The sequence below is a fragment of the Rhizobium sp. A22-96 genome (assembly GCF_053521805.1).
Genome location: NZ_JBNWDQ010000005.1, coordinates 633,776 through 655,902 on the forward strand (window position 1 = coordinate 633,776; position 22,127 = coordinate 655,902).

General features: G+C 60.5%; 24 protein-coding genes and 1 pseudogene. 12 read left to right on the plus strand and 13 right to left on the minus strand.

The window, feature by feature from the left end:
- The first annotated feature begins 7 nt into the window (after window positions 1-7).
- On the plus strand, window positions 8-1,333 hold the full coding sequence (gene glcF, locus ACQZ6F_RS24615; protein ID WP_449094392.1) for a glycolate oxidase subunit GlcF: 1,326 nt from the start codon (window positions 8-10) through the stop codon (window positions 1,331-1,333).
- On the opposite strand, the gene ACQZ6F_RS24620 is transcribed toward glcF, so the two are convergent.
- From ACQZ6F_RS24620 to ACQZ6F_RS24635, 4 genes are all read right to left on the minus strand, one after another.
- Window positions 1,325-1,672, minus strand: a complete 348-nt coding sequence (locus ACQZ6F_RS24620; protein WP_077471390.1) for a DUF6881 domain-containing protein — start codon at window positions 1,670-1,672, stop codon at window positions 1,325-1,327. The two genes, glcF and ACQZ6F_RS24620, sit on opposite strands and share 9 nt — an antisense overlap.
- 77 nt (window positions 1,673-1,749) lie before the next feature.
- Window positions 1,750-2,421, minus strand: coding sequence for an outer membrane protein (locus ACQZ6F_RS24625; protein ID WP_449094393.1), 672 nt, complete (start codon window positions 2,419-2,421; stop codon window positions 1,750-1,752).
- A gap of 313 nt (window positions 2,422-2,734) precedes the next feature.
- A complete protein-coding gene (locus tag ACQZ6F_RS24630) occupies window positions 2,735-3,433 on the minus strand; it encodes a L,D-transpeptidase (protein WP_077471392.1) in 699 nt (232 codons plus the stop codon).
- 223 nt (window positions 3,434-3,656) lie between these two features.
- Complete coding sequence (locus tag ACQZ6F_RS24635) at window positions 3,657-4,439, minus strand: L,D-transpeptidase (RefSeq protein ID WP_077471393.1); 783 nt, start codon at window positions 4,437-4,439, stop codon at window positions 3,657-3,659.
- A 302-nt stretch (window positions 4,440-4,741) separates the two neighbouring features.
- Here ACQZ6F_RS24635 and ACQZ6F_RS24640 point away from each other — a divergent pair, with 302 nt between their 5' ends.
- Window positions 4,742-5,371, plus strand: coding sequence for a DNA-3-methyladenine glycosylase I (locus tag ACQZ6F_RS24640; RefSeq protein ID WP_449094394.1), 630 nt, complete (start codon window positions 4,742-4,744; stop codon window positions 5,369-5,371).
- Window positions 5,368-5,889, plus strand: coding sequence for a hypothetical protein (locus ACQZ6F_RS24645; protein ID WP_077471394.1), 522 nt, complete (start codon window positions 5,368-5,370; stop codon window positions 5,887-5,889). Before ACQZ6F_RS24640 ends, ACQZ6F_RS24645 begins: the two co-directional genes overlap by 4 nt.
- 3 nt (window positions 5,890-5,892) lie before the next feature.
- Here the strand turns inward: ACQZ6F_RS24645 and ACQZ6F_RS24650 are convergent, their stop codons facing one another.
- Window positions 5,893-6,597 (minus strand): HAD family hydrolase, encoded by a 705-nt coding sequence (locus ACQZ6F_RS24650; RefSeq protein WP_449094395.1) that lies wholly within the window; start codon window positions 6,595-6,597, stop codon window positions 5,893-5,895.
- Window positions 6,598-6,904: 307 nt separating this feature from the next.
- On the opposite strand from ACQZ6F_RS24650, the gene ACQZ6F_RS24655 reads away from it, so the two are divergent.
- A complete protein-coding gene (locus tag ACQZ6F_RS24655) occupies window positions 6,905-7,954 on the plus strand; it encodes an aldo/keto reductase (protein ID WP_449094396.1) in 1,050 nt (349 codons plus the stop codon).
- A 49-nt stretch (window positions 7,955-8,003) separates the two neighbouring features.
- Here the strand turns inward: ACQZ6F_RS24655 and ACQZ6F_RS24660 are convergent, their stop codons facing one another.
- Window positions 8,004-9,032, minus strand: coding sequence for a zinc-dependent alcohol dehydrogenase family protein (locus ACQZ6F_RS24660; protein ID WP_449094397.1), 1,029 nt, complete (start codon window positions 9,030-9,032; stop codon window positions 8,004-8,006).
- Window positions 9,033-9,141: 109 nt separating this feature from the next.
- On the opposite strand from ACQZ6F_RS24660, the gene ACQZ6F_RS24665 reads away from it, so the two are divergent.
- A complete protein-coding gene (locus ACQZ6F_RS24665) occupies window positions 9,142-10,044 on the plus strand; it encodes a LysR family transcriptional regulator (RefSeq protein ID WP_449094398.1) in 903 nt (300 codons plus the stop codon).
- Between the two features lie 86 nt (window positions 10,045-10,130).
- On the opposite strand, the gene copM is transcribed toward ACQZ6F_RS24665, so the two are convergent.
- The 3 genes from copM to ACQZ6F_RS24680 form a co-directional block, all read right to left on the minus strand.
- Window positions 10,131-10,499 carry a CopM family metallochaperone gene (gene copM, locus ACQZ6F_RS24670; protein WP_068396853.1) on the minus strand — a complete coding sequence of 123 codons (369 nt, stop codon included), beginning with the start codon at window positions 10,497-10,499 and terminating at the stop codon, window positions 10,131-10,133.
- A gap of 73 nt (window positions 10,500-10,572) precedes the next feature.
- The gene (locus ACQZ6F_RS24675; RefSeq protein WP_449094399.1) at window positions 10,573-10,950 is read right to left on the minus strand and encodes a hypothetical protein; all 378 of its coding nucleotides are present in this window, start codon (window positions 10,948-10,950) and stop codon (window positions 10,573-10,575) included.
- A 69-nt stretch (window positions 10,951-11,019) separates the two neighbouring features.
- Window positions 11,020-11,547, minus strand: coding sequence for a 2'-5' RNA ligase family protein (locus ACQZ6F_RS24680; RefSeq protein ID WP_449094400.1), 528 nt, complete (start codon window positions 11,545-11,547; stop codon window positions 11,020-11,022).
- A 125-nt stretch (window positions 11,548-11,672) separates the two neighbouring features.
- On the opposite strand from ACQZ6F_RS24680, the gene hisS reads away from it, so the two are divergent.
- The 3 genes from hisS to hisG are packed head-to-tail and all read left to right on the plus strand — an operon-like array spanning window position 11,673 to window position 15,000.
- Window positions 11,673-13,187, plus strand: coding sequence for a histidine--tRNA ligase (gene hisS / locus ACQZ6F_RS24685; RefSeq protein ID WP_449094401.1), 1,515 nt, complete (start codon window positions 11,673-11,675; stop codon window positions 13,185-13,187).
- On the plus strand, window positions 13,187-14,305 hold the full coding sequence (locus ACQZ6F_RS24690; RefSeq protein WP_449094402.1) for an ATP phosphoribosyltransferase regulatory subunit: 1,119 nt from the start codon (window positions 13,187-13,189) through the stop codon (window positions 14,303-14,305). The genes hisS and ACQZ6F_RS24690 overlap by 1 nt, the downstream gene beginning before the upstream one ends.
- Complete coding sequence (gene hisG, locus ACQZ6F_RS24695) at window positions 14,305-15,000, plus strand: ATP phosphoribosyltransferase (protein ID WP_068396842.1); 696 nt, start codon at window positions 14,305-14,307, stop codon at window positions 14,998-15,000. The genes ACQZ6F_RS24690 and hisG overlap by 1 nt, the downstream gene beginning before the upstream one ends.
- A gap of 72 nt (window positions 15,001-15,072) precedes the next feature.
- Here the strand turns inward: hisG and ACQZ6F_RS24700 are convergent, their stop codons facing one another.
- Window positions 15,073-15,516 (minus strand): DoxX family protein, encoded by a 444-nt coding sequence (locus tag ACQZ6F_RS24700; protein WP_077471401.1) that lies wholly within the window; start codon window positions 15,514-15,516, stop codon window positions 15,073-15,075.
- Between the two features lie 212 nt (window positions 15,517-15,728).
- Between ACQZ6F_RS24700 and ACQZ6F_RS24705 the strand changes: the two genes are divergently transcribed.
- A complete protein-coding gene (locus ACQZ6F_RS24705) occupies window positions 15,729-16,436 on the plus strand; it encodes a glutathione binding-like protein (RefSeq protein WP_449094403.1) in 708 nt (235 codons plus the stop codon).
- A gap of 251 nt (window positions 16,437-16,687) precedes the next feature.
- Here the strand turns inward: ACQZ6F_RS24705 and ACQZ6F_RS24710 are convergent, their stop codons facing one another.
- The 3 genes from ACQZ6F_RS24710 to groES all read right to left on the minus strand — a co-directional run bounded on the left by ACQZ6F_RS24710 (window position 16,688) and on the right by groES (window position 19,619).
- Window positions 16,688-17,188, minus strand: a complete 501-nt coding sequence (locus tag ACQZ6F_RS24710) for a hypothetical protein (protein WP_449094404.1) — start codon at window positions 17,186-17,188, stop codon at window positions 16,688-16,690.
- A 423-nt stretch (window positions 17,189-17,611) separates the two neighbouring features.
- Entirely contained in the window at window positions 17,612-19,249 is a 1,638-nt protein-coding gene (gene groL / locus ACQZ6F_RS24715) for a chaperonin GroEL (RefSeq protein WP_077471403.1), read from the minus strand.
- 76 nt (window positions 19,250-19,325) lie between these two features.
- Window positions 19,326-19,619, minus strand: a complete 294-nt coding sequence (gene groES, locus ACQZ6F_RS24720; protein WP_034488329.1) for a co-chaperone GroES — start codon at window positions 19,617-19,619, stop codon at window positions 19,326-19,328.
- Between the two features lie 433 nt (window positions 19,620-20,052).
- On the opposite strand from groES, the gene ACQZ6F_RS24725 reads away from it, so the two are divergent.
- The 3 genes and pseudogenes from ACQZ6F_RS24725 to ACQZ6F_RS24735 form a co-directional block, all read left to right on the plus strand.
- Window positions 20,053-20,901 (plus strand): TIGR01459 family HAD-type hydrolase, encoded by an 849-nt coding sequence (locus tag ACQZ6F_RS24725; protein WP_449094405.1) that lies wholly within the window; start codon window positions 20,053-20,055, stop codon window positions 20,899-20,901.
- Window positions 20,902-20,916: 15 nt separating this feature from the next.
- Complete coding sequence (locus tag ACQZ6F_RS24730; protein ID WP_449094406.1) at window positions 20,917-21,900, plus strand: bifunctional riboflavin kinase/FAD synthetase; 984 nt, start codon at window positions 20,917-20,919, stop codon at window positions 21,898-21,900.
- A gap of 130 nt (window positions 21,901-22,030) precedes the next feature.
- Window positions 22,031-22,127 (plus strand): annotated as a pseudogene (locus ACQZ6F_RS24735) (DUF3311 domain-containing protein); the annotation flags it as partial.

Sequence of the window (22,127 nt, forward strand, 5' to 3'; positions counted from 1 at the left end):
CTGCCTGATGCAAACCAACTTCACGCCCGAACAATTGACCGATCCGCATGTGGCCGAGTCTGAGGCTATCCTGCGCAAATGCGTGCATTGCGGCTTCTGCACCGCCACCTGTCCCACCTATGTGACGCTTGGCAACGAGCTCGATAGTCCGCGTGGCCGCATCTATCTCATAAAGGATATGCTGGAGAACGGCCGGCCCGCCGATGCCGAGGTAACGACGCATATAGACCGCTGTCTGTCCTGCCTCGCCTGCACCACGACCTGTCCTTCAGGCGTCGACTATATGCATCTGATCGACCACGCCCGCGCGCATATCGAGAATACCTACAAGCGCCCGCTGATGGATCGGTTGATCCGCAATGTGCTGGCCGCCGTCCTGCCTTATCCCGGCCGTTTCCGACTGGCCCTACTACTCGCGCGTCTCGGGCGGCCGCTGAAGGCTGCATTTAGGCGCGTGCCAGCGCTGAAGCCCTTTGCGGCGATGCTCGATCTTGCACCCCGCAGCATTCCCGCGCCGTCCCTCTTTGCAAAGCCCGGCCGGCACGCGGCGCAGGCGGAGCAGCGCGGGCGTGTCGCGATCCTGACGGGCTGCGCCCAGCCGGTGCTCGATCCGGGGATCAACGAGGCGACTATCCGCCTGCTGACGCGTCTTGGTGTCGAAGTGGTTGCGCCGCAAGGCGAGGTCTGTTGCGGCTCGCTGGTGCATCACATGGGGCGGGAAGAGCAGGCTCTTGCAGCCGCTCGTGCCAATGTCGATGTGTGGATACGCGAGATCGAGACCGGAGGCCTCGATGCGATCATCATCACCGCATCCGGCTGCGGCACGACGATCAAGGACTACGGGCATATGCTGCGTCTCGATCCCGCCTATGCCGAAAAGGCTGCCAGGGTTTCGGCGCTCGCCAAGGACATCACCGAATATCTGGCGAGCCTCGATCTTCCCTCGCACATGCCGCGCGGCATCACGGTCGCCTATCACTCCGCCTGCTCCATGCAGCATGGCCAGAAGATCACCATGGCGCCAAAACTCCTGCTGAAAACTGCGGGCTTTACGGTTCGCGATCCGGCGGAAGGCCATCTCTGCTGCGGCTCGGCCGGCACCTACAATATCATGCAGCCGGAGATCTCGGCCGAGCTGAAGGCGCGCAAGGTGAGGAACCTCGAAGCGACGAAGGCCGATGTCATCGCGACAGGCAATATCGGCTGCATCACGCAGATCGCGACGGGAACGGGCATTCCCATTCTGCATACTGTCGAATTGCTGGATTGGGCCTATGGCGGTGACATGCCGGTGAAGCTCAAAGGGCTGGAGCCGGCGGCAGCGCTAATGTAATTTTTCGGGCTCTCCCGAACGGTGCGCCTGCCATTCGCTCTCGAATTTCTCGGCAGCGATGCGTGTCATGCTGATGCGCTCCTGCCCCTCCTCGAAGAAGAGGCCGTCCACCAGGCCCGCGATGCCGTCGTAGAACGAGCCTTCGACGAGGCTGGTGATGCGCCGCTTGTTAAACCCCAGCAAGGCAACATCGACAACCGCCATGCATTGCCGGCGGCCATCGGCAAAGACATCGATAAGCCGCGGAACGTCGCCGGCGGTATCGACCTCGTAGTAGACGACGACCGGTTCCTCGCTCTCCGGATGGATCCAGTCACACTGATAATAGGAAAAGCTCATGCGCAATTTTATAGCACATGATCCCCTCCGCCTGAACTGGCTTGAGGGGATCGGTTGCGCCTGTCAGGGCAATATTTTTAGAAGTTGAAGGAGACGCCGAAGTTGAGGGCATGGGTGAAGACCCGGGTCTTCAGCGTGTCGCCGCTGTCGATCGAGACATCGTTCACGAAGTTGTAGTTGCCCTTATATTCGACGAAGGTCGACCAGTGTTTGGCGAACTGGTAGCTGACGCCGGCCTGTGCCTGCAGCGACGGGCCGCCGAACTGATAGTCGAAGGTGGTGCCCGATGCGCGCGTGACTTCGACATGCGGCACGTTGATGCCGGCGCCGAGGCCCACATAGGGCGTCCAGTTGCGGCCCGGGTCCTGAAAGCGATAGAGCGCGTTGAGCGTCAGCATGTTCAGGCCGTCGGTGAACTCGAAATGCGACCAGCCGGGCGTGTTGCCGAGATCGCCGTAGACTTTCGCATGCGTGTAATCGAGCGACACGCCCCAGTTCGGCTTGTCGAACTGGTCAAGCCACCAGATGCCGCGGAAGCCGAAATAGGGAGGCATCTTGAAGGATTTGCCCGACCAATTCGGGTCGAAATTGGCGCCATCCGAGGTGGTTACATTGCCGCCGGTTGCGCCCTGGACGCCGCCATAGGCTGAAAACTGCATTTCCGCCGAGGCTGCGCTGGCGGCAAGTACGAATGCTGACGTGACAATCGCGGCCAAGGCCGGCTGCCTGATACGAAATGCGCGATGCATGTGGAATCCCCCGATGCCAAACTGCCGCCATCTAAGCGCGCTTCCATGACACTTCTATTGCGGTCACTGGTCGCCAGAGGTCGGTTAGGCGGGAGAACTGACATTCAACTGAATGCAAACGGCCATTTTCGGACAGACCAGCACAAGAAGTTTCAAGCTGTAACAACGGTGCAACAGTGCACGTCGCCAGCCAGCCAGTTGGTCGGGGGGGTAAGGCAACGAAAGCGCCTCGATGAGCCGGCTATGCCGAATCATGGGTTCGAGGCGCTTTTTGATCGTCGAATTCGATCGGGATTGGCGGATCAGTCTGCCGTCAGCCGCCGAACAAGGTTCTCAGCACATCGACACCGCGATCCTGATAGCTGACTTCGCCCTGCTTGTTGCCGGGACCGACGACGATGACCTTGGTGCCGATCGGAACCCGATCGTAAAGATCCGTGACATCCTTGTTCATCATGCGGATGCAGCCGGAAGACATGTTGAGGCCAATGCTCCAGGGCTGGTTGGTGCCGTGGATGCGGAAGGCCGTGTCATTGCCGTTGCGATAGAGATACATGGCGCGCGCACCGAGCGGATTATCCTCTCCGCCTTCCTGATAGGCCGGCAGCTTGTGGCCCTTCTTGGCCTCGCGGATGCGCATTTCCGGCGGCGGCGTCCAGCCAGGCCATTCTGCCTTGCGGCCGACCTTGACCACGCCGGACCATCCAAAGCCCTCGCGGCCGACGCCGATGCCATAGCGTCTCGCGCGGTTATTGCCTTCGACGAGATAGAGATACTTGTTGTTGGTATCGATGATGACGGTGCCTGGCGCCTCGCTGGTCGCCAGCCTGACCAGCCGCCGCTGGAACTGCGGCTTGACCTGGCCCTGCGGCTCCATCGCAACCCGGATCACATCGCTGCGCGTGGCCGGCGCTGTGGAGGGCGCGGAAGCGGTAAAGGCAGCGGCGTTCGATGCCGCAAGAAGACACGCCGCTGCGACGCCTGTCGCTACGACCGATAGTACTGTTTTCATATGACATTCCCCTCGCTCATTTCAGGGGGAAATTACCGGAACCTGCGAGGGGATCAAGATCAAACTGGCCGCCGCAAAGACCGACCCAGAAATGTGCCCCTCTCTTCTATCGGAGAGCGAGCTATAGTCGCGACAATAGTGCGGACGAAGAAGGGGTTGGCGCGGCGCGGTCTGAGGTCGTAATCGCCCATGCCCGCCGCACCTTTTTCGGTTTGCGTGCCGATCACATCACGATGACGCGGGTGCCGACCTTCACGCGGTTGTAGAGATCGGTGACGTCTTCGTTGCGCAGGCGGATGCAGCCTGAGGAGACGGCACTGCCGATCGTCCAGGGCGCATTGGTGCCGTGGATGCGGTAGAGGGTGGAGCCGAGATACATGGCGCGCGCGCCGAGCGGATTGGCTTCGCCGCCTTCCATGTGTGCCGGCAGATAGTGTCCCTTTGCCGCTTCGCGTGCCACCATTTCGGATGGCGGCGTCCAATCCGGCCATTCCTGCTTGCGGGTGACGGTATGGGCGCCTGCCCATTCGAAGCCGGGCTTGCCGACGCCGACGCCATAGCGCCGCGCCTTGCCGCCGTCCATCACCAGGTAGAGGAAGCGGTTGTTGGTATCGATAACGATGCTGCCGGGCTTTTCCTTGGTCTGGTAGTCGACGATCTGCGGCAGGAATTGCGGGTCGATCTGGCCGCGGATTGCCGGATATTGTGGACGCACCATGGCGACTTGTTGGACGGGGCGCGAGAACAGCCCGCGCGGCTGCACGACCTGACGAACCTGCGGGTTGGCCTGCTGCTCGACTGCCGGATTGGCGACGCGCCGTCCACCCGGGCGAACGGGATAGACGACCGGCTGCACATTGCCGCCGCCGAGCTGCATGACCCAGGGAGCAGTCAGATCGGGGCTGACGATAACGGGCGGGCGCGTCTGGTAGCGGTCGTCGGCGAAGGCGGTTGAGGCGAGCAGGCTCAAGGCGCCGGCGGCGCATAGAATGGCGTGTTTCATCATCGGACAAACTCTCTACACATGGGCCGAAGATGGGCGCGACAGCGCCCGTTCATGACCATGGTGCCACTTGGGCGCGAGCGAATGGTAAACATCTGTTCATCAAAATGCCGGGAAGCCGATAAACCTTTGTCAGGGTTACCGCCTGGTTTGGAAAGATGGTTTGCAAGTGGTAAATCATGAATCGGAATGCGCGATCGTCCAAAAGCGTCTACGATTTTAAATGTTTGATGGATCTAGTTTTATCCGATAATTGCTTACCAGCTTCCGGTGGTATGCGCTGAAATGGGAGACGAATCGCAAAAATGGCCGAAACGGGCATCATCACCGGTGAGGATGGCAAGGACCGCTGCTTCTGGCACGGCAATCTCCCGGAATATCAGCGCTATCACGATGAGGAATGGGGTCGTCCCGTTGTCAGCGATATCAGGCTGTTCGAAAAGATCTGCCTGGAGGGATTCCAGTCTGGTCTCTCGTGGCTGACTATCCTGCGCAAACGCGAGAATTTCCGCGCGGCCTTCGCCGGTTTCGATTTCGACAAGGTCGCCAGATTCGACGAGGCGGACATCGAACGCTGCGTCGCCGATGCCGGCATCATCCGCCATCGCGGCAAGATCGTTTCCACCATCAACAATGCCCGCCGCGCCATCGAGCTGCGTTCGGAATTCGGATCGCTCGCCCGCTATTTCTGGAGCCAGGAGCCGACCGCTGCCGAGCGCCCGGAGATCTTCGATCTTGCGCATCTGCGTGCCAACCCGACGTCGCCGGCCTCCGTGCGCATTTCGAAGGATCTGAAGAAGCGCGGCTGGACATTCGTCGGCCCGACGACGGTCTATGCCTTCATGCAGGCCATGGGTCTCGTCAACGATCACATAGAGGGTTGCTTCTGCCGCAAGGAAGTCGAGGCGCTGCGTTGCGCATTGGTGCGGCCATGAGAGTTCTCGGTATCTCGCTGATTGTCCTGACGCTTCTTGGCGGCAGGGCCGTCTATGCGCAGGATGCTCAACCGCAATTGCAGATGCCGGAACTCGACCGGGGAGAGAAGGTCGAGAAGATCGCTCTGCCGGCGGTGCTGGAGAAGCTGACGGGCTGGACGAAGTTTGGCAAGGGCAAGGTTTACATGCTGCCGCTGAAGAAGGGCCAGCATGTGCGGATCACCTTCAGCTCGAAGAGCAAATATACCTATATGGCGATCTTCGATCTGTCCTCGAACGACGATGAATCTTTCTTCGGCACGGACGAGGACGGCAACACCGCCGATGTCACGGTCAACGAAGACACAACCTGGCTGATCAAGCCCTATTATTCCCGCGTCACCCGCCGTCGCGGGCTCGGCGCTCCCTATGAGATCCTCATCGATCCCAATCCGCCGGCCGCACAGCAGGTGCCTGCCGATCAGCAGAAGGATCAGGGACCGATGCTTTTCCCGCCGCGCTCCAAGCAGGGGCAGTAAAGCTTAAAACAGGCTTTCGATGACCGCCGCCAATTCCCCGAGATGCCCGATCTTGCGGAAGCGCGGGGCTTCCGTTGGTTCCTCGACATGCTCGTAGGACCAGGTGAGCTCGTGCGGCACGAAGACGCCGTAGCTGCCGGCGGCAAGCGCCGGCACGATGTCCGACTTCAGCGAATTGCCGATCATCATCGCCCGCTCGGGCCCGTCACCCACCTTGGAAAAGATGCGGCGATAGGTGGAGGCGTTCTTGTCGGAGACGATCTCGACCGCATCGAAGAGGTCGCCGAGACCGGATTGGGCAAGCTTGCGTTCCTGATCGAAAAGATCGCCCTTGGTGATCAGCACCAGCAGATAGGTGCCGGACAGCGCTGTCAGCGTCTCGCGGACATGCGGCATTGTCTCGACGGGATGGGCCAGGAGGTCGCGGCCGATGTCGAGGATCTGTGCGATCACGGTCGCCGGCACTTCGCCCTCGGTGATCTCGATGGCCGTCTCGATCATCGACAGCGTGAAGCCTTTGATGCCGAAGCCGTAATGGCGCAGGTTGCGTTTTTCCGCCTCCAGCAGGCGCGCCGAAATACGGTCGCTATCGGCGTGGTCGGCCAGCAGATCGGTGAATTGCACTTCCGTGAGCCGGTAAAACTGTTCGTTCTGCCAGAGCGTGTCGTCGGCATCGAAACCGATCGTTGTCAGCGGGCGTTGCGTCATCGGTATATCCGTTCTGCATGTAAGACGAATGCTGGAATCTATCCTGTGCCGGATTGGAAGCAAGAGCGAGTGCCTGGTAACCGCATCGTGATCGGTCGGAGGTCTCGTGTTGAAATCGGATTCCGGTGCATTATGTCGATGCTGTCTCGATCGCAACGGCGCAGCGCCGTGCCTCGACGACTGTCTTCTGACCTCTCCACGGCGGCGCGGACAAGCGGCTGCCATGCCGGGGCCAATTATATAGCCAAGAGATAAGAACTCACAGACTGGAAGTCTCTTCCGGCTGACCACAAGGGAATTTTCTCCTATGCGTTACAATCAACTCGGTAATACTGGCCTGTTCGTCTCCGAGCTTTGCCTGGGCACGATGACCTTCGGCGAAGCCGTCGCCAACAGCATGTGGGGCTCGATCGCCGATGTCGACCAGGCGCTGGCCGACAAGATCGTCGAAAGCTCGCTCGCCGCCGGCATCAATTTCATTGATACGGCCGACGTCTATTCGCAGGGCAACTCCGAAAAGCTGCTCGGCCAGGCGCTGAAGAACCTCGGCGTTCCCCGCAAGGATGTCGTCATCGCCACCAAGGTTTATGGTGTCATGGGCGACAAGCCGAACGATCGCGGCGCATCGCGCGGCCATATCATGGACTCGGTGCAGGCAAGCCTCGATCGCTTGCAAACTGACCATATCGACCTCTACCAGATCCACGCGACCGATACCGTCACGCCCATCGAGGAAACACTGCGGGCGCTGGATGATCTCGTGTCGCGCGGCCTCGTGCGTTATGTCGGCGTCTCAAACTGGCAGGCTTGGCGCATCGCCAAGGCGCTCGGTCTCTCGGAGCGTCGCGGCTTTGCCCGCTTCGAGACGGTTCAGGCCTATTATTCCATCGCCGGCCGCGATCTGGAGCGGGAGATCGTGCCGCTGATGGCGGAGGAAAAGCTCGGCCTCATGGTCTGGTCACCGCTCGCCGGTGGGCTGCTGTCCGGCAAGTATGGTCCGGGTGCCCCCGGCAATGGCGAAGGGCGCCGCGCCAGCTTCGATTTCCCGCCTGTCGACAAGGACCGCGCCTGGGCCTGCGTCGCCGCCATGCGCGACGTCGCCGAGAAGCATGGTGCAAGCGTCGCGACCGTGGCACTCGCCTGGATCCTGGCAAAGCCCTTCGTCACATCGATCATCATCGGTGCCAAGCGTCTCGACCAGCTCGACCAGAATCTCGCCGCCGTCAAGCTGAAGCTCGATTCGGATGACATGGCCAAGCTGGATGAAGTGAGCGCACTCACACCCGAATATCCCGGCTGGATGCTTTCCCGTCAGGGAGCCCAGCGCATCCCGCAGCCGTTCGAACCGAAGGCTTGATTTACGCAGAGACCGAGCCGCCGTCACTCAGGCAGCGGCTCAGCCGTCATCATAGTTCGATGACGATCTTGCCGAAGGCGCCGCGATCGAGATGATCGAAGGCAGCCGGAACTTCGCCGAAGGCATAGCGATGGTCGATGACCGGCTTCAGCCCGATCGTGTCGACGGCGCGCACGAGATCCTCCAGCGCCCGGCGATGGCCGACGCCGATGCCCTGGACGACGGGGGATTTCAGCAGCAGCGGACCCACCGGGCCGGAAATGTCGAAACCTTCCAGCACGCCGATGACGGAAATGCGGCCATGCGGCACTACCGCCTTCAGCGATTGGCCGAAATTCGCTCCACCGGCAATTTCAAAGATGTGGTCGACGCCGCGATCGTTGGTAAGGCGGTAGACCTCCTCCACCCAGTCGCCGGCATTGCGGTCGATGCCGTGATGGGCGCCTAGCGCCTTTGCGCGGGCGAGCTTTTCCGGACCCGAGGAAGTTACGAACACCTCGGCTCCCTGCGCGGCGGCAATCTGCAGGCCGAACAGCGCTACCCCACCCGTTCCCTGCACCAGCACTCGATCACCGGCCTTGACGTTGCCGCGTTCCACCAGTGCGAACCACGCGGTCAGGCCGGCGCAGGGCAGGGTGCTGGCCTCGCCATGGTCGAGGCTTTTCGGTGCGGCGACCAGCCAATCCTCAGAAAGCGCGACATATTCGGAGAGCATGCCGGCATAAAAGCCGCCAAGCGTACGATAGGGCGGGTTGCGAGCCGTGCCGTGCGGCGGCTTGCCGTCGATCCAGCCCGGATTGAAGGTCGAGATGACCCGATCTCCGACCGAAAACCGGGTGACATCGTCTCCCACCGCCTCAACGACGCCCGCCATGTCGGAGGCCGGCACGAAGGGAAACTGAATATCCAGCCCCATGCCGGTCTCACGAACGAGCTTGTCGCGATAGTTCAGCGAAACGGCTTTGACCCGCACGAGCACTTCGCCGCGCGCCGGCGCCGGCACCGCCGTTTCAGTCAGGTTCAAGGGAGCGCCGACACGGATCGTATCGAGGGTCCAGCGCTTCATGCTTTTCGTCATCATGATCTCCTGAGAAGAAAGCCAACAAGAGCATGACTATATCGTTGCCTATTGGTCGCCAGTGGCGATATTAATTCCACTAACTGGTTCCCATAAGGAAGCAATCGCAATGAATGACATGCTCAACGGTATCCCGGAATTTGTGGAGGCAGTCGAAGCCGGGGGCTTCTCAGCGGCTGCGGCACGCATGAACTTGTCGCGTTCGGCCATCGGCAAGACCATTGCCAGGCTGGAGCGGCGCCTGAACGTTCGCCTGTTTCACCGCACCACCCGCATGCAGAGCCTGACCGATGAAGGCCAGGCCTTCTATGAACGCTGCCGCCGGGCGCTGGACGAAATACAGTCCGGCGAGGCCCTGCTGGAATCAGGCAAGCGCGAGGTCACGGGGCGCCTGCGCATCTCCATGCCCGTCCTGTTCGGCCGTTGCTGCGCCGCACCGCTGCTACTGGAACTGGCCCGCATTCACCCCAAGCTCGAACTGGACCTGTCCTTCAGCGACCGTGTCGTCGATCTGTTCGAAGAGGGCTTCGATCTAGCCGTTCGCAATGGCGTGCTGCGCGACGAGGCAGGTCTTGCCGCCCGCAAGATCACCTCAACTCGCATGGTGCTTTGCGCGTCTCCCGACTATCTCGCCGCCAGAGGCGCGCCCCAGACCATCGCCGATCTCGCCGGTCACGAGCTGATTGCTTATGGCCGGTCCGGCGAGGCGAAGAAATGGATCTTCCTGCAGGAGGACGGCTCCGCCGTCGAATATTTTCCGGCAACGCGCCTGCGCTTCGATGATCTGGAGGTCCTTGCACAGGCGGCGGCATCTGGAATGGGAATCACCTGGCTGCCCTGCTGGCTGGTGCGTGACCACATATCGGCCGGTAGGCTCGTGCCGGCGCTGAACAATGCATCCAGCCGGGCGGTGAACATCTATCTGGTCTGGCCGCAGACACCGCAGCTTCCGTTGAAGATGCGGGTGGTGATCGACCTGCTCGCCGAGCGCCTGCCGCAGATCATGGATTGAGCGGCTTACGAGAGCCGTCCGTTTCCAGCCACGTGTGAACGCTCGAAAGAAGGGAGGTGGATAGCCACCTCCCTTCGTTGCTAAAATTACTTGCCGTGCTTCTTCAGCCAGGCGTTCATTTCCTTGATCTCGGCTTCCTGTGCGGTGACGACGGCCTGCGCCAGTTTGCGCAGTTCCGGATCCTTGCCATATTTCAGCTCGATCTTGGCCATGTCGATCGCACCCTGATGATGCGGGATCATGCCGCGGACGAAATCCGCATCGGCATCGCCGCTATAGGTGATCATCATGTCCTTGTGCATCTTGCCCATGGCATCGTTGAACGCCTTGCTGGAGGCGCCCTGATCGCCCATCGGCTTGCTCATGTCCATGCCCGACATGTCGTCGGCGAGGGCAGGAAGGGTAAGGGCGAAGGCGAAAGCGCCGGCGAGGATAAGAGTTCTTGAGATAGACATAGGTGTCCTTTCCGTTTCTGGACGGTATCTGAAAGTGAGCGGAAAGCCGCTCCTGTGATAAAACAGAGGATCGTCAGACGAAACGGGGAGGTGGCGCCGTCGGCTCCGGGCGGGAGCCGGCAAGGCGTTGGCCAAGCGCCGGCACTGGATAGGAGAACAGATGCTTGCCGCCGGCAATCGCAAGCGTTGGCGTCAGGGCGAGACAGGCGGCACAGGACGCCACATGCGCCATGCCGCCGGCACAAGGGTTCTCCGGCTTCTTGTCCTGATGCTGCACCATGTCGCCATGGCCGGCCATGCCAGGCATATCGGCCATTCCATCATGCATGCCCATGGTCGATGCGGCGGCCATGGTGGCGGCGGAATCGCAGACGGGACAGTTCGCCAGCGCCGGCATGGCGCCGTAGAACAGCCAGGCAATCACCATCGTCAGGATCGCAAAGAACCGCATGCCCAAGAACCTAGCTGCGCTCGCCGCGAAGGCAAGCGCAAATTGCATCATCCAAACATTGAAAGCGGATCAAGGCAGCAGTTTGACCTCTTTCAGAATTTCGACGGGAGGAAAGCTTATGCAATCCACCGCATCGAAGGTGAGTGTAAATCGAGCTTCTGTTCCCGCCGCCCATTCCAGCGCCTGCTCCGCGGCGCTTGCTGGAATCTTCATCGCGATCGTGCAGTGCGGCTGCCAGCGATCCGGGCGCGAATGTTCATGGCAGAGGGCAGGGTCGATCTCCTCGTGAATGGCGTGGTGTATGTGTCTTAAGACACGATCGTCCGCGGGGCGCGCCCACAGCACCAGCATGTCGTTTGGAAAATGATCGATACCGGAAAATTCGACCGATAGCGGCGGCGTCCTGCCGAAGGCTTTTTGCGCCGTAGCGAAAAGCAAGGGCACGTCGATATCCTGATAGACCGCAAAGGTCAGATGCGGCGGATAGTGCAGCGCCTCCATCGACGGAACGGTTTCGAACCGGCTGGCCTCCCGCCAGAGATCCGTGACGAGAGCGGCAGAGGCATTCGAACATTTCAAGACAATCGCGTATGGCATGGCGTCCCTGTCGCTCTCTCGGGCTTTTATCGGCTTTGCTGGCCGTTAACATATAACAATCCTTGCCGCATTCCGCCCAATCCGCTAGTTAACCGCCACTGTTCCCGTACCGGATTACCCTACAGATGAGCGACAAGCAGAAGAAACCACAGAAGCTCAAGGCCCGCCTGCCGCGTGGCTTTGTCGATCGTTCGGCCAGCGACATTCGCGCGGTCAACGAAATGACCGCAAAGATCCGTGCGGTTTACGAGCATTATGGTTTCGATCCCGTCGAAACACCGCTGTTCGAATATACCGATGCGCTCGGCAAATTCCTGCCGGACAGCGACCGGCCGAACGAAGGCGTGTTCTCGCTTCAGGATGAAGACGAGCAGTGGATGTCGCTGCGTTACGACCTGACGGCGCCGCTTGCCCGTCATGTCGCGGAGAATTTCAACGAGATCCAGCTGCCATACCGCACCTATCGCGCCGGCTATGTCTTCCGCAATGAGAAGCCGGGCCCGGGCCGTTTCCGCCAGTTCATGCAGTTCGATGCCGATACCGTCGGTGCACCGGGCGTGCAGGCCGATGCCGAAATGTGCATGATGATGGCCGACACGCTGGAAGCCCTCGGCATCAAGCGCGGCGACTATGTGATCCGCGTCAACAACCGCAAGGTTCTCGACGGTGTTTTGGAAGCGATCGGTCTCGGTGGCGATGAGAAGGCCGGCCAGCGCCTGAACGTACTGCGCGCCATCGACAAGCTCGACAAGTTCGGCCCCGAAGGTGTGGCATTGCTGCTCGGTCCCGGCCGCAAGGATGAATCCGGCGACTTCACCAAGGGTGCCGGCCTTGATGCCGGGCAGATCGACAAGGTGCTCTTCTTCGTCGGCATCAAGGATTATGCCGAAAGTGCTGCGCAGCTCGCCGAGCTGGTCGCCGGCACCTCGAATGGCGTCGAGGGCGTTGACGAGCTGAATTTCATCGGCAGCCTCGTCACCAGCGCCGGCTATCAGTCGGATCGCATCAAGATCGACCCGTCCGTCGTGCGCGGCCTCGAATATTACACCGGCCCGGTCTATGAGGCCGAGCTGCTGTTCGACGTGACGAACGAGAAGGGCGAAAAGGTCGTCTTCGGCTCGGTCGGCGGCGGCGGTCGTTATGATGGGCTTGTCTCGCGCTTCATGGGCCAGCCGGTGCCGGCCACCGGCTTCTCTATCGGCGTCTCGCGCCTGATGACGGCGCTGAAGAATCTCGGCAAGCTCGGCGTGGAAGAAGTGATCGAGCCCGTGCTCGTCACCGTCATGGACGGCGATGTCGATGCCATGGGTCGCTACCAGCGCTTCACGCAGCAGCTGCGCGCAGCGGGCATCCGCGCCGAAATGTTCCAGGGCAACTGGAAGAAGTTCGGCAACCAGCTGAAATATGCCGACCGTCGCGGCTGCCCGATCGCCATCATCCAGGGCGGCGATGAGCGCGCCCAGGGCGTCGTTCAGCTCAAGGACCTGATCGAGGGCAAACGCCTCTCCGGCGAGATCGAGGACAATGCCAGCTGGCGTGAGGCGCGCGTGGCCCAGGACGTTGTGCCGGAGGCAGAATTGGTTGCCAAGGTACTGGAAATACTGGCGGCACAGGCGGAAGATCGCAAGAGGGCAGGCTGATGCCCCTCATCAATCTTCCGGATTTTGCCGGCGATCTTCTTGCTGAATTTACCGGCCGACGGACGGAGCGGGTGGATACGCCCATCATCCAGCCGGCCGAGCCGTTTCTCGATATGGCCGGCGAAGATCTGCGCCGTCGCATCTTCATGACCGAAAGCGAAACCGGCGCCAGCCTTTGCCTGCGCCCGGAATTCACCATTCCCGTCTGCCTGCGCCATATCGAAACCGCCACCGGCACGCCGAAGCGCTATTCCTACTTGGGCGAAATCTTTCGCCAGCGCCGCGAAGGCGGCCATGAATTCTATCAGGCCGGCATAGAGGATCTTGGCGACCGCGATACGGCAAGCGCCGATGCCCGCGCCATTGGCGACGCTATCGCCATTCTCACCCGCGTCGTACCCGGCAAGGCATTGTCCGTGACCCTGGGTGATCAGGCCGTGTTCGAAGCCGTCGTGCAGGCACTTGGGCTGCCTTCCGGCTGGCAGAAGCGCCTGATCCACGCCTTCGGCAACATGATGCAGCTTGAGGCCATGCTGGCGCGCCTGGCAAGCCCACAACCGGTGACCGGCCTCGACCCGCATGTGCTCGATTTCCTCAACCGCGGTGACGAGCAGGGGCTGGTGACGCATATCGACAGCACCATGCAGGCGACCGGCTATTCCACCAATGCCAGCCGTTCGCCGCAGGAGATTGCGCGCCGTCTTCGCGAGAAGCTGGTTCTTTCGGAAACCCACCTCGACGACGCTGCCTTCGGCGTGCTGGAGGAGTTTCTGTCGCTGAGCGTGCCACTGGCGGATGCCTCGGCGGCGCTGGCAGGCTTTGCCGATGCGGCGGGCCTCGAGCTGAAAACGGCGCTGAAGGGCTTCGACGCCCGCGTCGCAGCATTGGCCAATGCCGGCGTCGATACATCGATTATCGACTATCGTGCCGCCTTCGGCCGGCCGCTCGATTATTATACCGGCCTCGTCTTCGAAGTGACGGTGGAGGGATCGACGGCGGTGCTCGCCGGCGGCGGCCGCTTCGACCGGCTGATGACCCTGCTCGGCGCCAAGGACCATATTCCGGCAGTCGGCTTCGCGCTCTGGCTCGACCGCATCGAAACAGCGAGGGCAGCCTGATGACCATTACCATCGCGCTTCCCTCCAAGGGCCGGATGAAAGACGATTGCTCGGCGATCTTCGAGCGCGCCGGCATGCCCATCGTCGCCGTCGGCAATGACCGCTCCTATCGCGGCCGTGTCGAGGGTTGGGATGGTGTGGAAATCGCCTTCCTGTCGGCCTCGGAAATCTCGCGTGAAATCGGCAATGGCAGCGTCGATTTCGGCGTCACCGGCGAAGACCTCGTACGCGAAGGCATGGCGGAGGCGGATCGTCGCGTCGAATTCTCGGCCCGCCTTGGCTTCGGCCATGCCGATGTCGTGGTCGCCGTGCCCGATATCTGGCTCGACGTCGACACCATGGCCGATCTTGGCGATGTCGCGGCCGATTTCCGGGCCCGTCATGGCCGCAGGCTGACGGTCGCCACCAAATACTGGCGGCTCACGCAGCAGTTCTTCTCCAGCCAGCACGGCATCCAGCTCTATCGCATCGTTGAAAGCCTTGGTGCGACCGAAGGTGCGCCGGCCGCCGGCTCCGCTGACATCATCGTCGATATCACCTCGACCGGCTCCACTCTGCGGGCAAACCATCTGAAGGTGCTGTCGGATGGCACGATCCTGCGTTCCGAGGCCTGCCTGGTTCGCGCCCGCAAGCCGAGCCACGAAGGCGATCCCATGATTGCGCGCATCGTCGCTGCCGTGCGCGCCGCTCTCTGAGTTTCATAAGACTCAACATGAAAAAGCCCGCCGGAGTTCCGGCGGGCTTTTTCTTTTGGAAGAGGTGGTAGATCAGGCCGTGGCGTAGGCACCGCGACGTGCGTCGAGCGAATAGACGCCTGCGCCGTTGGTGGCGAGCGAGATGTAGGCGCCGGCCAGCGTGATGTTCTTCAGGAAGTTCACGAAGTTCAGGCCGTTGATCCAGCCGTTGGCAGCGGCCGGGAAATCCGGAACGTTGACGGTCGGCAGGTGGAAGATGATGCCCGTGAACACGCAGAAGGCAGCGAGCAGCCAGCCGACGATGCGGACCTGGAAGCCGATGAGAACGCAGACGCCGGTGACGAATTCGAAGGTGCCGGCGAGATAGGTGAGCAGCGTTGCATAGGGCATGCCGGCGCCGGCGATCATGCCGGCAGTGCCTGCAGGGTCGGTCAGCTTGCCGAAGCCAGCGAAGATGAACATGAAAGCGAGCAGGATGCGCGCCACAAGGATGATGATGTTATTGGTGTTGGACATGACAGTCTCCGATTAAAGCGGTTAAGTCGGTGGCGACAATTTCTGGAGACAGATATTCGTGATTTTTGGGGAGTTGAAAAGATAAACAACTGCGCACGATTAGTTCACAATCATTGAACAATCACGCTCCCTGATCGCTCTTCCCATATGCGCCGTATCGGTTATGGTAACGCCAATTCACTCGCCAAATCATAGTCTTCAGGAGCAGCCCCATGGCAGATCTGTCGTCCTTTCCGATCACGAAGCGCTGGCCCGCCAGCAATTCCGATATCATCCAGCTCTATTCGCTGCCGACGCCCAATGGCGTAAAAGTCTCCATCGCGCTCGAGGAACTGGGTCTTCCCTATGAGCCGCATCTCGTTTCCTTTGGCACCAACGACCAGAAGTCGCCTGAGTTCGTTTCGCTGAATCCGAACGGCCGCATCCCCGCAATCATCGATCCCAATGGGCCGGATGGCAAGCCGATCGGCCTGTTCGAATCCGGCGCGATCCTGGTCTATCTCGCCGAGAAGACCGGCAAGCTCATGCCCAAGGACGCAGCCGGCCGTTACGAGGTGCTGCAATGGGTGTTCTTCCAGATGGCCGGTGTTGGCCCGATGTTCGGCCAGTTCGGCCATTTCTTCAAATTCGCTGCCGACAAGGTCGCCAACAACCCCTATCCGGTGGAGCGCTACCGCGATGAGGCCAAGCGCCTGCTCGGCATTCTGGAAGAGCGCCTGACCGGGCGTCAGTGGATCATGGGCGATGAATATACCATTGCCGATATCACGACCTTCCCCTGGGTTCGCGGTGTCGACGTCTTCTATGGTGGTCGCGAGGTTCTCGAGTTCGAAAAATTCCCTGCTGTCATGGCCTGGCTGGAGCGCGCCGTTGCGCGCCCCGCGAGCCAGCGTGGCCTGAACATTCCGAAGCGGGATTGATTGGTTCCGATCTCTTGGGGAGCAGGTCAGGCGGGTACGTTTTGGCGGCATCTATGTGCCTGGCCCCTCACCCCGTAGACGGGGCGAGGGGGCCGGTCCCACGTTTGTGGCGGGTTCGTGCCCAGCAACTAAAGCACCGATTTTAAAGCGGGAGACTCCCTCTCCCTGCGCGCGGGGAGAGGGCTGGGGTGAGGGGCCAGGCACGCAAGTGCGGCGACGATGAATTCATCTGACCATCATCAGCAATGCTTTTACTGCCGGGTTGCCAGCTGGCTGCCCGGCTCCAGCTTGAAGCGCGGAAAGAGAAAGACGCCGGCCATGCTGCCGGCATGTTTTCCTTCTGCGGCGATGGACTCGCCGACGCAGAAGATCGGCTGGCGATGACCGTTGGTGCCCAGGGTCATGGTGGAATAGCAGAAGCTGGACGTTGCCGTCGCCGCCTGTTCGAAAAGATCGAGGATGCGTACGCGATCTTGCGCATCGTAGCTGTGCATCAGGCTCAGCAGGCCGCATTCCGAAGAGCTGAGCCCATGCAGCATGGTGCTCCATTGTCCAAGCCTGATGATCCCGCTCGAAAGTTCGCCGGTCCAGCCCTCGGACACGCAGAATTGCGCGAGGAGTTCGGGGTTATGACTATCATATGCCAGCGAACCGGGCGCAAACGGTGCGGCAAAATTTGCTTTGGCAATCTTGAACAAGCTGATCCCCACTTGGGCGCACGGGTCCCCTGCGCGCTTCGTTTGAATTCCCATGCCATCCGATGGAAGGTCTGCCGCCTGTCGCATCGTCATGAGCAAAAACGGAGCCGCATCTCCGCGATTGTCATTTTCAACGATGCATTCGGATGGTGATCCGACCGGTTAAGTCATTTTCAAGTAATAAATTCGGGCAACCCTAATACCTACGGTTATGGTCATACCAATGCGTAGGTTAAGCCTGGCCAAAAGAAGTAAAATTTGCGTGCATTGCAGCTAATTCCCCAAAATCGCTGCGTTGCGAGTTATAGGGGCTTTTTTGAAAACGGCAATGGGCGAGTTGCATGAATTTGCATTGATCGGAACGCTCGCCAAGCTTGTTGCCGGGTCATCATGATACAATAAAAAGGGCGGCCCGAGAGCCGCCCTTCGTCAATTCCGGATGTCGGAATGAATAATCGTAATAAGGCGAAGGCCTTATTACATCATGTCCATTCCACCCATGCCGCCCATGCCGCCAGGCATAGCCGGAGCGTCCTTCTTCGGCAGCTCGGCGATCATGGCTTCCGTGGTGATCAGCAGCGAAGCAACCGAAGCTGCGTTCTGCAGAGCCGTACGGACAACCTTGACCGGGTCGACGATGCCCATGGCGATCATGTCGCCATATTCAGACGTCTGGGCGTTGTAGCCGTAGTTGTCTTCGTTCTTGTCGAGAACCTTGCCAACAACGATCGAAGCTTCGTCACCAGCGTTTTCAGCGATCTGGCGAACCAGAGCCTGCAGCGCACGACGAATGATGTTGATGCCGGCTTCCTGGTCCTGGTTCTCGCCCTTGGCCGAGATCTTCGTGGAAGAGCGCAGCAGAGCGATACCACCGCCCGGTACGATACCTTCCTGAACAGCAGCGCGCGTCGCGTTGAGAGCGTCGTCGATACGGTCCTTCTTTTCCTTGACTTCGATTTCCGTCGAACCGCCAACGCGGATAACGGCAACGCCGCCAGCGAGCTTGGCAAGACGTTCCTGCAGCTTTTCGCGGTCGTAGTCAGAGGTGGTTTCTTCGATCTGAGCCTTGATCTGGGCAACACGGCCTTCGATGTCGGACTTCTGGCCAGCGCCGTCGACGATCGTGGTGTTTTCCTTGGAGATCGAAACCTTCTTGGAACGGCCGAGCATGTCGAGCGTAACCGACTCGAGCTTGATGCCGAGGTCTTCGGAGATGACAGTGCCGCCCGTCAGGATGGCGATGTCTTCCAGCATGGCCTTGCGGCGATCGCCGAAACCAGGAGCCTTGACGGCAGCAATCTTCAGGCCACCGCGCAGCTTGTTGACGACGAGGGTCGCAAGAGCTTCGCCTTCGACGTCTTCAGCGATGATGAGGAGCGGCTTGCCGGTCTGAACGACAGCTTCGAGAACCGGAAGCATGGCCTGCAGGTTCGAGAGCTTCTTCTCGTGGAGCAGGATGAACGCATCTTCGAGATCGGCGATCATCTTTTCCGGGTTGGTCACGAAGTAGGGGCTGAGGTAGCCGCGGTCGAACTGCATGCCTTCGACGACTTCGAGTTCGGTTTCGGCGGTCTTGGCTTCTTCAACCGTGATGACGCCTTCGTTGCCGACCTTCTGCATGGCTTCAGCAATATCGAGACCGATCTGCTTTTCGCCGTTTGCCGAGATCGTGCCGACCTGGGCAACTTCTTCCGACGTGTTGATCTTCTTGGCCTTGGCCTGGAGATCCTTGACGACTTCAGAAACAGCGAGGTCGATACCGCGCTTCAGGTCCATCGGGTTCATGCCGGCTGCAACTGCCTTGGCGCCTTCGCGAACGATGGCCTGGGCGAGAACGGTTGCAGTGGTCGTGCCGTCGCCGGCGATGTCGTTGGTCTTCGAAGCAACTTCGCGGACCATCTGGGCGCCCATGTTTTCGAACTTGTCTTCGAGTTCGATTTCCTTGGCGACGGTGACGCCGTCCTTGGTGATGCGCGGAGCGCCGAAGGACTTGTCGATAACGACGTTACGACCCTTCGGGCCGAGCGTTACCTTGACTGCATCGGCGAGGATGTCGACGCCACGAAGCATCTTTTCGCGGGCGTTGCGGCCGAATTTTACTTCTTTAGCTGCCATGTCTAAAAACTCCTGAATTCGCATTGTCCGGGTTTATGGCCCGTCAGCTGTATCGGAAAAGGGGAACCCGGCTGGATTAGCCGATGATACCCATGATGTCGGCTTCCTTCATGATGAGAAGGTCTTCGCCGTCAAGCTTGACTTCAGTGCCCGACCACTTGCCGAACAGGATGCGGTCGCCGGCCTTGACGTCGAGCGGGATGACCTTGCCGGATTCATCACGAACGCCGGAGCCTACGGCGACGATTTCGCCTTCCTGCGGCTTTTCCTTGGCGGTATCGGGAATGATGATACCACCCTTGGTCTTTGCTTCGGATTCAACGCGACGAACAACGACGCGGTCATGAAGGGGGCGGAAATTGGTTGCCATTGTCTAATCCCTCGATCAAATGACTTCACGGATCAGCGGGGGATCCGTATGGGCTTTGTTAGCACTCAGCATAGGCGAGTGCTAGCGACGCTGATTTAGGGGTGGGTAGCAGGCGAGTCAAGAACAGCACAGTGAAATTTTTGCGGCGTGCCGTGGCTTGTTTCGAGGATGTTTAACGGCGTTGATCGCCCTGTGTAGCATGCTATTGCAAGGTTTACCCGCTTCACCCTATCACATTTGAAGGCTCCCCGGTCCTTTGGGCCGACGGTTTCCTCGATCTGCCGATGGCCCCGCCACTTCATTTGCCGCCTCGTCCGGCGTTGCTTCGTCTGGTTGCCGAAGGCGGGTGCAATGCAAAAACCTGCATGGCGCTCTTGTAATTTGCCGGCCGGTTTGCAATGTCAGCCCGTGATTTATCTGAGGTGAGGACTGCATGGGCAAACGTATCGAAAGCTTTCGCGAGATCGGCGGACTTTATGATGTTGCGCTCTGCGATGTCTGGGGTGTGCTGCACAACGGCGTTTCCGCATATAGGGAAGCGTCTGTAGCGCTGGAAGCCGCCCGCGGCGAGGGCCTGACCGTCGTGCTCATCACCAATTCTCCGCGCATCGCTCCAAGGGTGGTCGAGCAGCTGCGGGCGATCGGCGTTCCCGACAGCGTTTACGATCGCATCATCACCTCGGGTGATGTGACGCGCAAGCTGATCGCGGAAGGACCGAAGAAGGTCTTCCTGCTCGGTCCCGAGCGCGATATCGGCATCCTTGAAGGGCTTGATGTGCAGCGTGTCGAGGCGAATGAAGCCGAAAGCATCGTCTGCACCGGTTTCTTCGATGACGAGACCGAGACGCCGGACGATTACACCGACATACTCACGGCCTGGTCTGCTCGCAACGTGCCGCTCATCTGCGCCAATCCCGACCTCGTGGTCGAGCGCGGCCACCGGATGATCCCCTGTGCCGGCGCGATGGCCGCCTATTATGAGCGCCTCGGAGGCCAGACACGCATCGCCGGCAAGCCGCACCAGCCGATTTATGACGCGGCGATTGCCGCCGCTCGTGAAGTGCGAAGCGAGTTCCCGCTGTCGCGCGTCGTCGCCATCGGCGATGGCATGCCGACCGACGTGCGCGGTGCGCTCGACTACGGCCTCGATCTTCTCTACATCAGCCACGGCATCCACGCTCGCGAATATGTCGTCGACGGTCACACCGACGAAGCGGCCCTCGGCGCCTTCCTGGCGCGCGAGCAGGCATCGCCGAGGTGGTGGATGCCGCGCCTTGTCTGAGGGGAGTGGTAGCCGATGACCGTTTTCCATCGCAACGAGACCCGCGAGCCGCTTCCCGAGGCTCTGAAAGGTGGCGTCGTTGCCATCGGCAATTTCGACGGCGTGCATCGCGGTCATCAGTCGGTCCTCAGCCGCGCGCTGGAGATCGCCAGGGAACGTGGCGTTCCCGCCCTGGTGCTGACCTTCGAGCCGCATCCGCGCACGGTCTTCAAGCCGGATCGCCCTGTCTTCCGTCTGACGCCGGCGCCGCTGAAGGCCCGCCTGCTGGAAGCACTGGGCTTCAATGCCGTCATCGAATATCCGTTCGACCGCGCATTTTCGCAGCGTTCCGCGGATGAATTCGTCCATTCTATCCTCATTGACTGGCTGCAGGCATCCGAGGTCGTCACCGGCTTCGATTTCCATTTCGGTCATGATCGCCAGGGCGGCCCTGCCTTCCTCATGAATGCCGGCAGCCACAACGGTTTCGGCGTGACGCTGATCGACGCCTTTCGCGACGAGAATGCCGAGGTCATTTCCTCCAGCCGTATCCGCGCATTGCTGGCCGAAGGTGAGGTTGCTGAGGTCGCCGGCATGCTCGGATACCGCTACACCGTCGAAGCGCCCATCATCGGTGGCGAGAAGCTCGGCCGCACCCTCGGTTTCCCCACGGCCAACATGCAGCTTCCGCCGGAAATATCGCTGAAGGCTGGCATCTATGCCGTCAGGTTCCGTGCAGCCGATGGCGTCATCCGTGATGCTGTTGCCAGCTATGGCCGTCGCCCGACCGTCACCGACAATGGCGCGCCGCTGCTCGAGACCTATGTTTTCGATTTCAGCGGCGATCTATACGGTCAGATCTGTTCCGTCTCCTTCTTCGGCTTTCTCCGTCCTGAATTGAAGTTCGAAGGCCTTGACCCCTTGGTCGCGCAGATCCGGAAGGATGAAGAAGAGGCGAGGGCGCTGCTCGCCGGCGTCAGGCCGCTTGGCGATATCGACCGGTCAATCGCCTTTTCCTAATGAATGTAGGGGATTGCGCCCCAGGATTGCAGCCGCGCAATATTTTTTTGCTTTGAGCCGCCGGGCAGATGCTGCAATGCTCATATTGCCGGGTGCGAGTCGCCGCGCCCGCTTCCGAAAGGCGCACAATATGGACAAACGCTTTGGGACGGCGGCCTGCTGGCTGCTGGTGATACCGTATATAGGCTTGCTCTGGGTGCCGTTTTACAACAGCCACGATCCGGTCT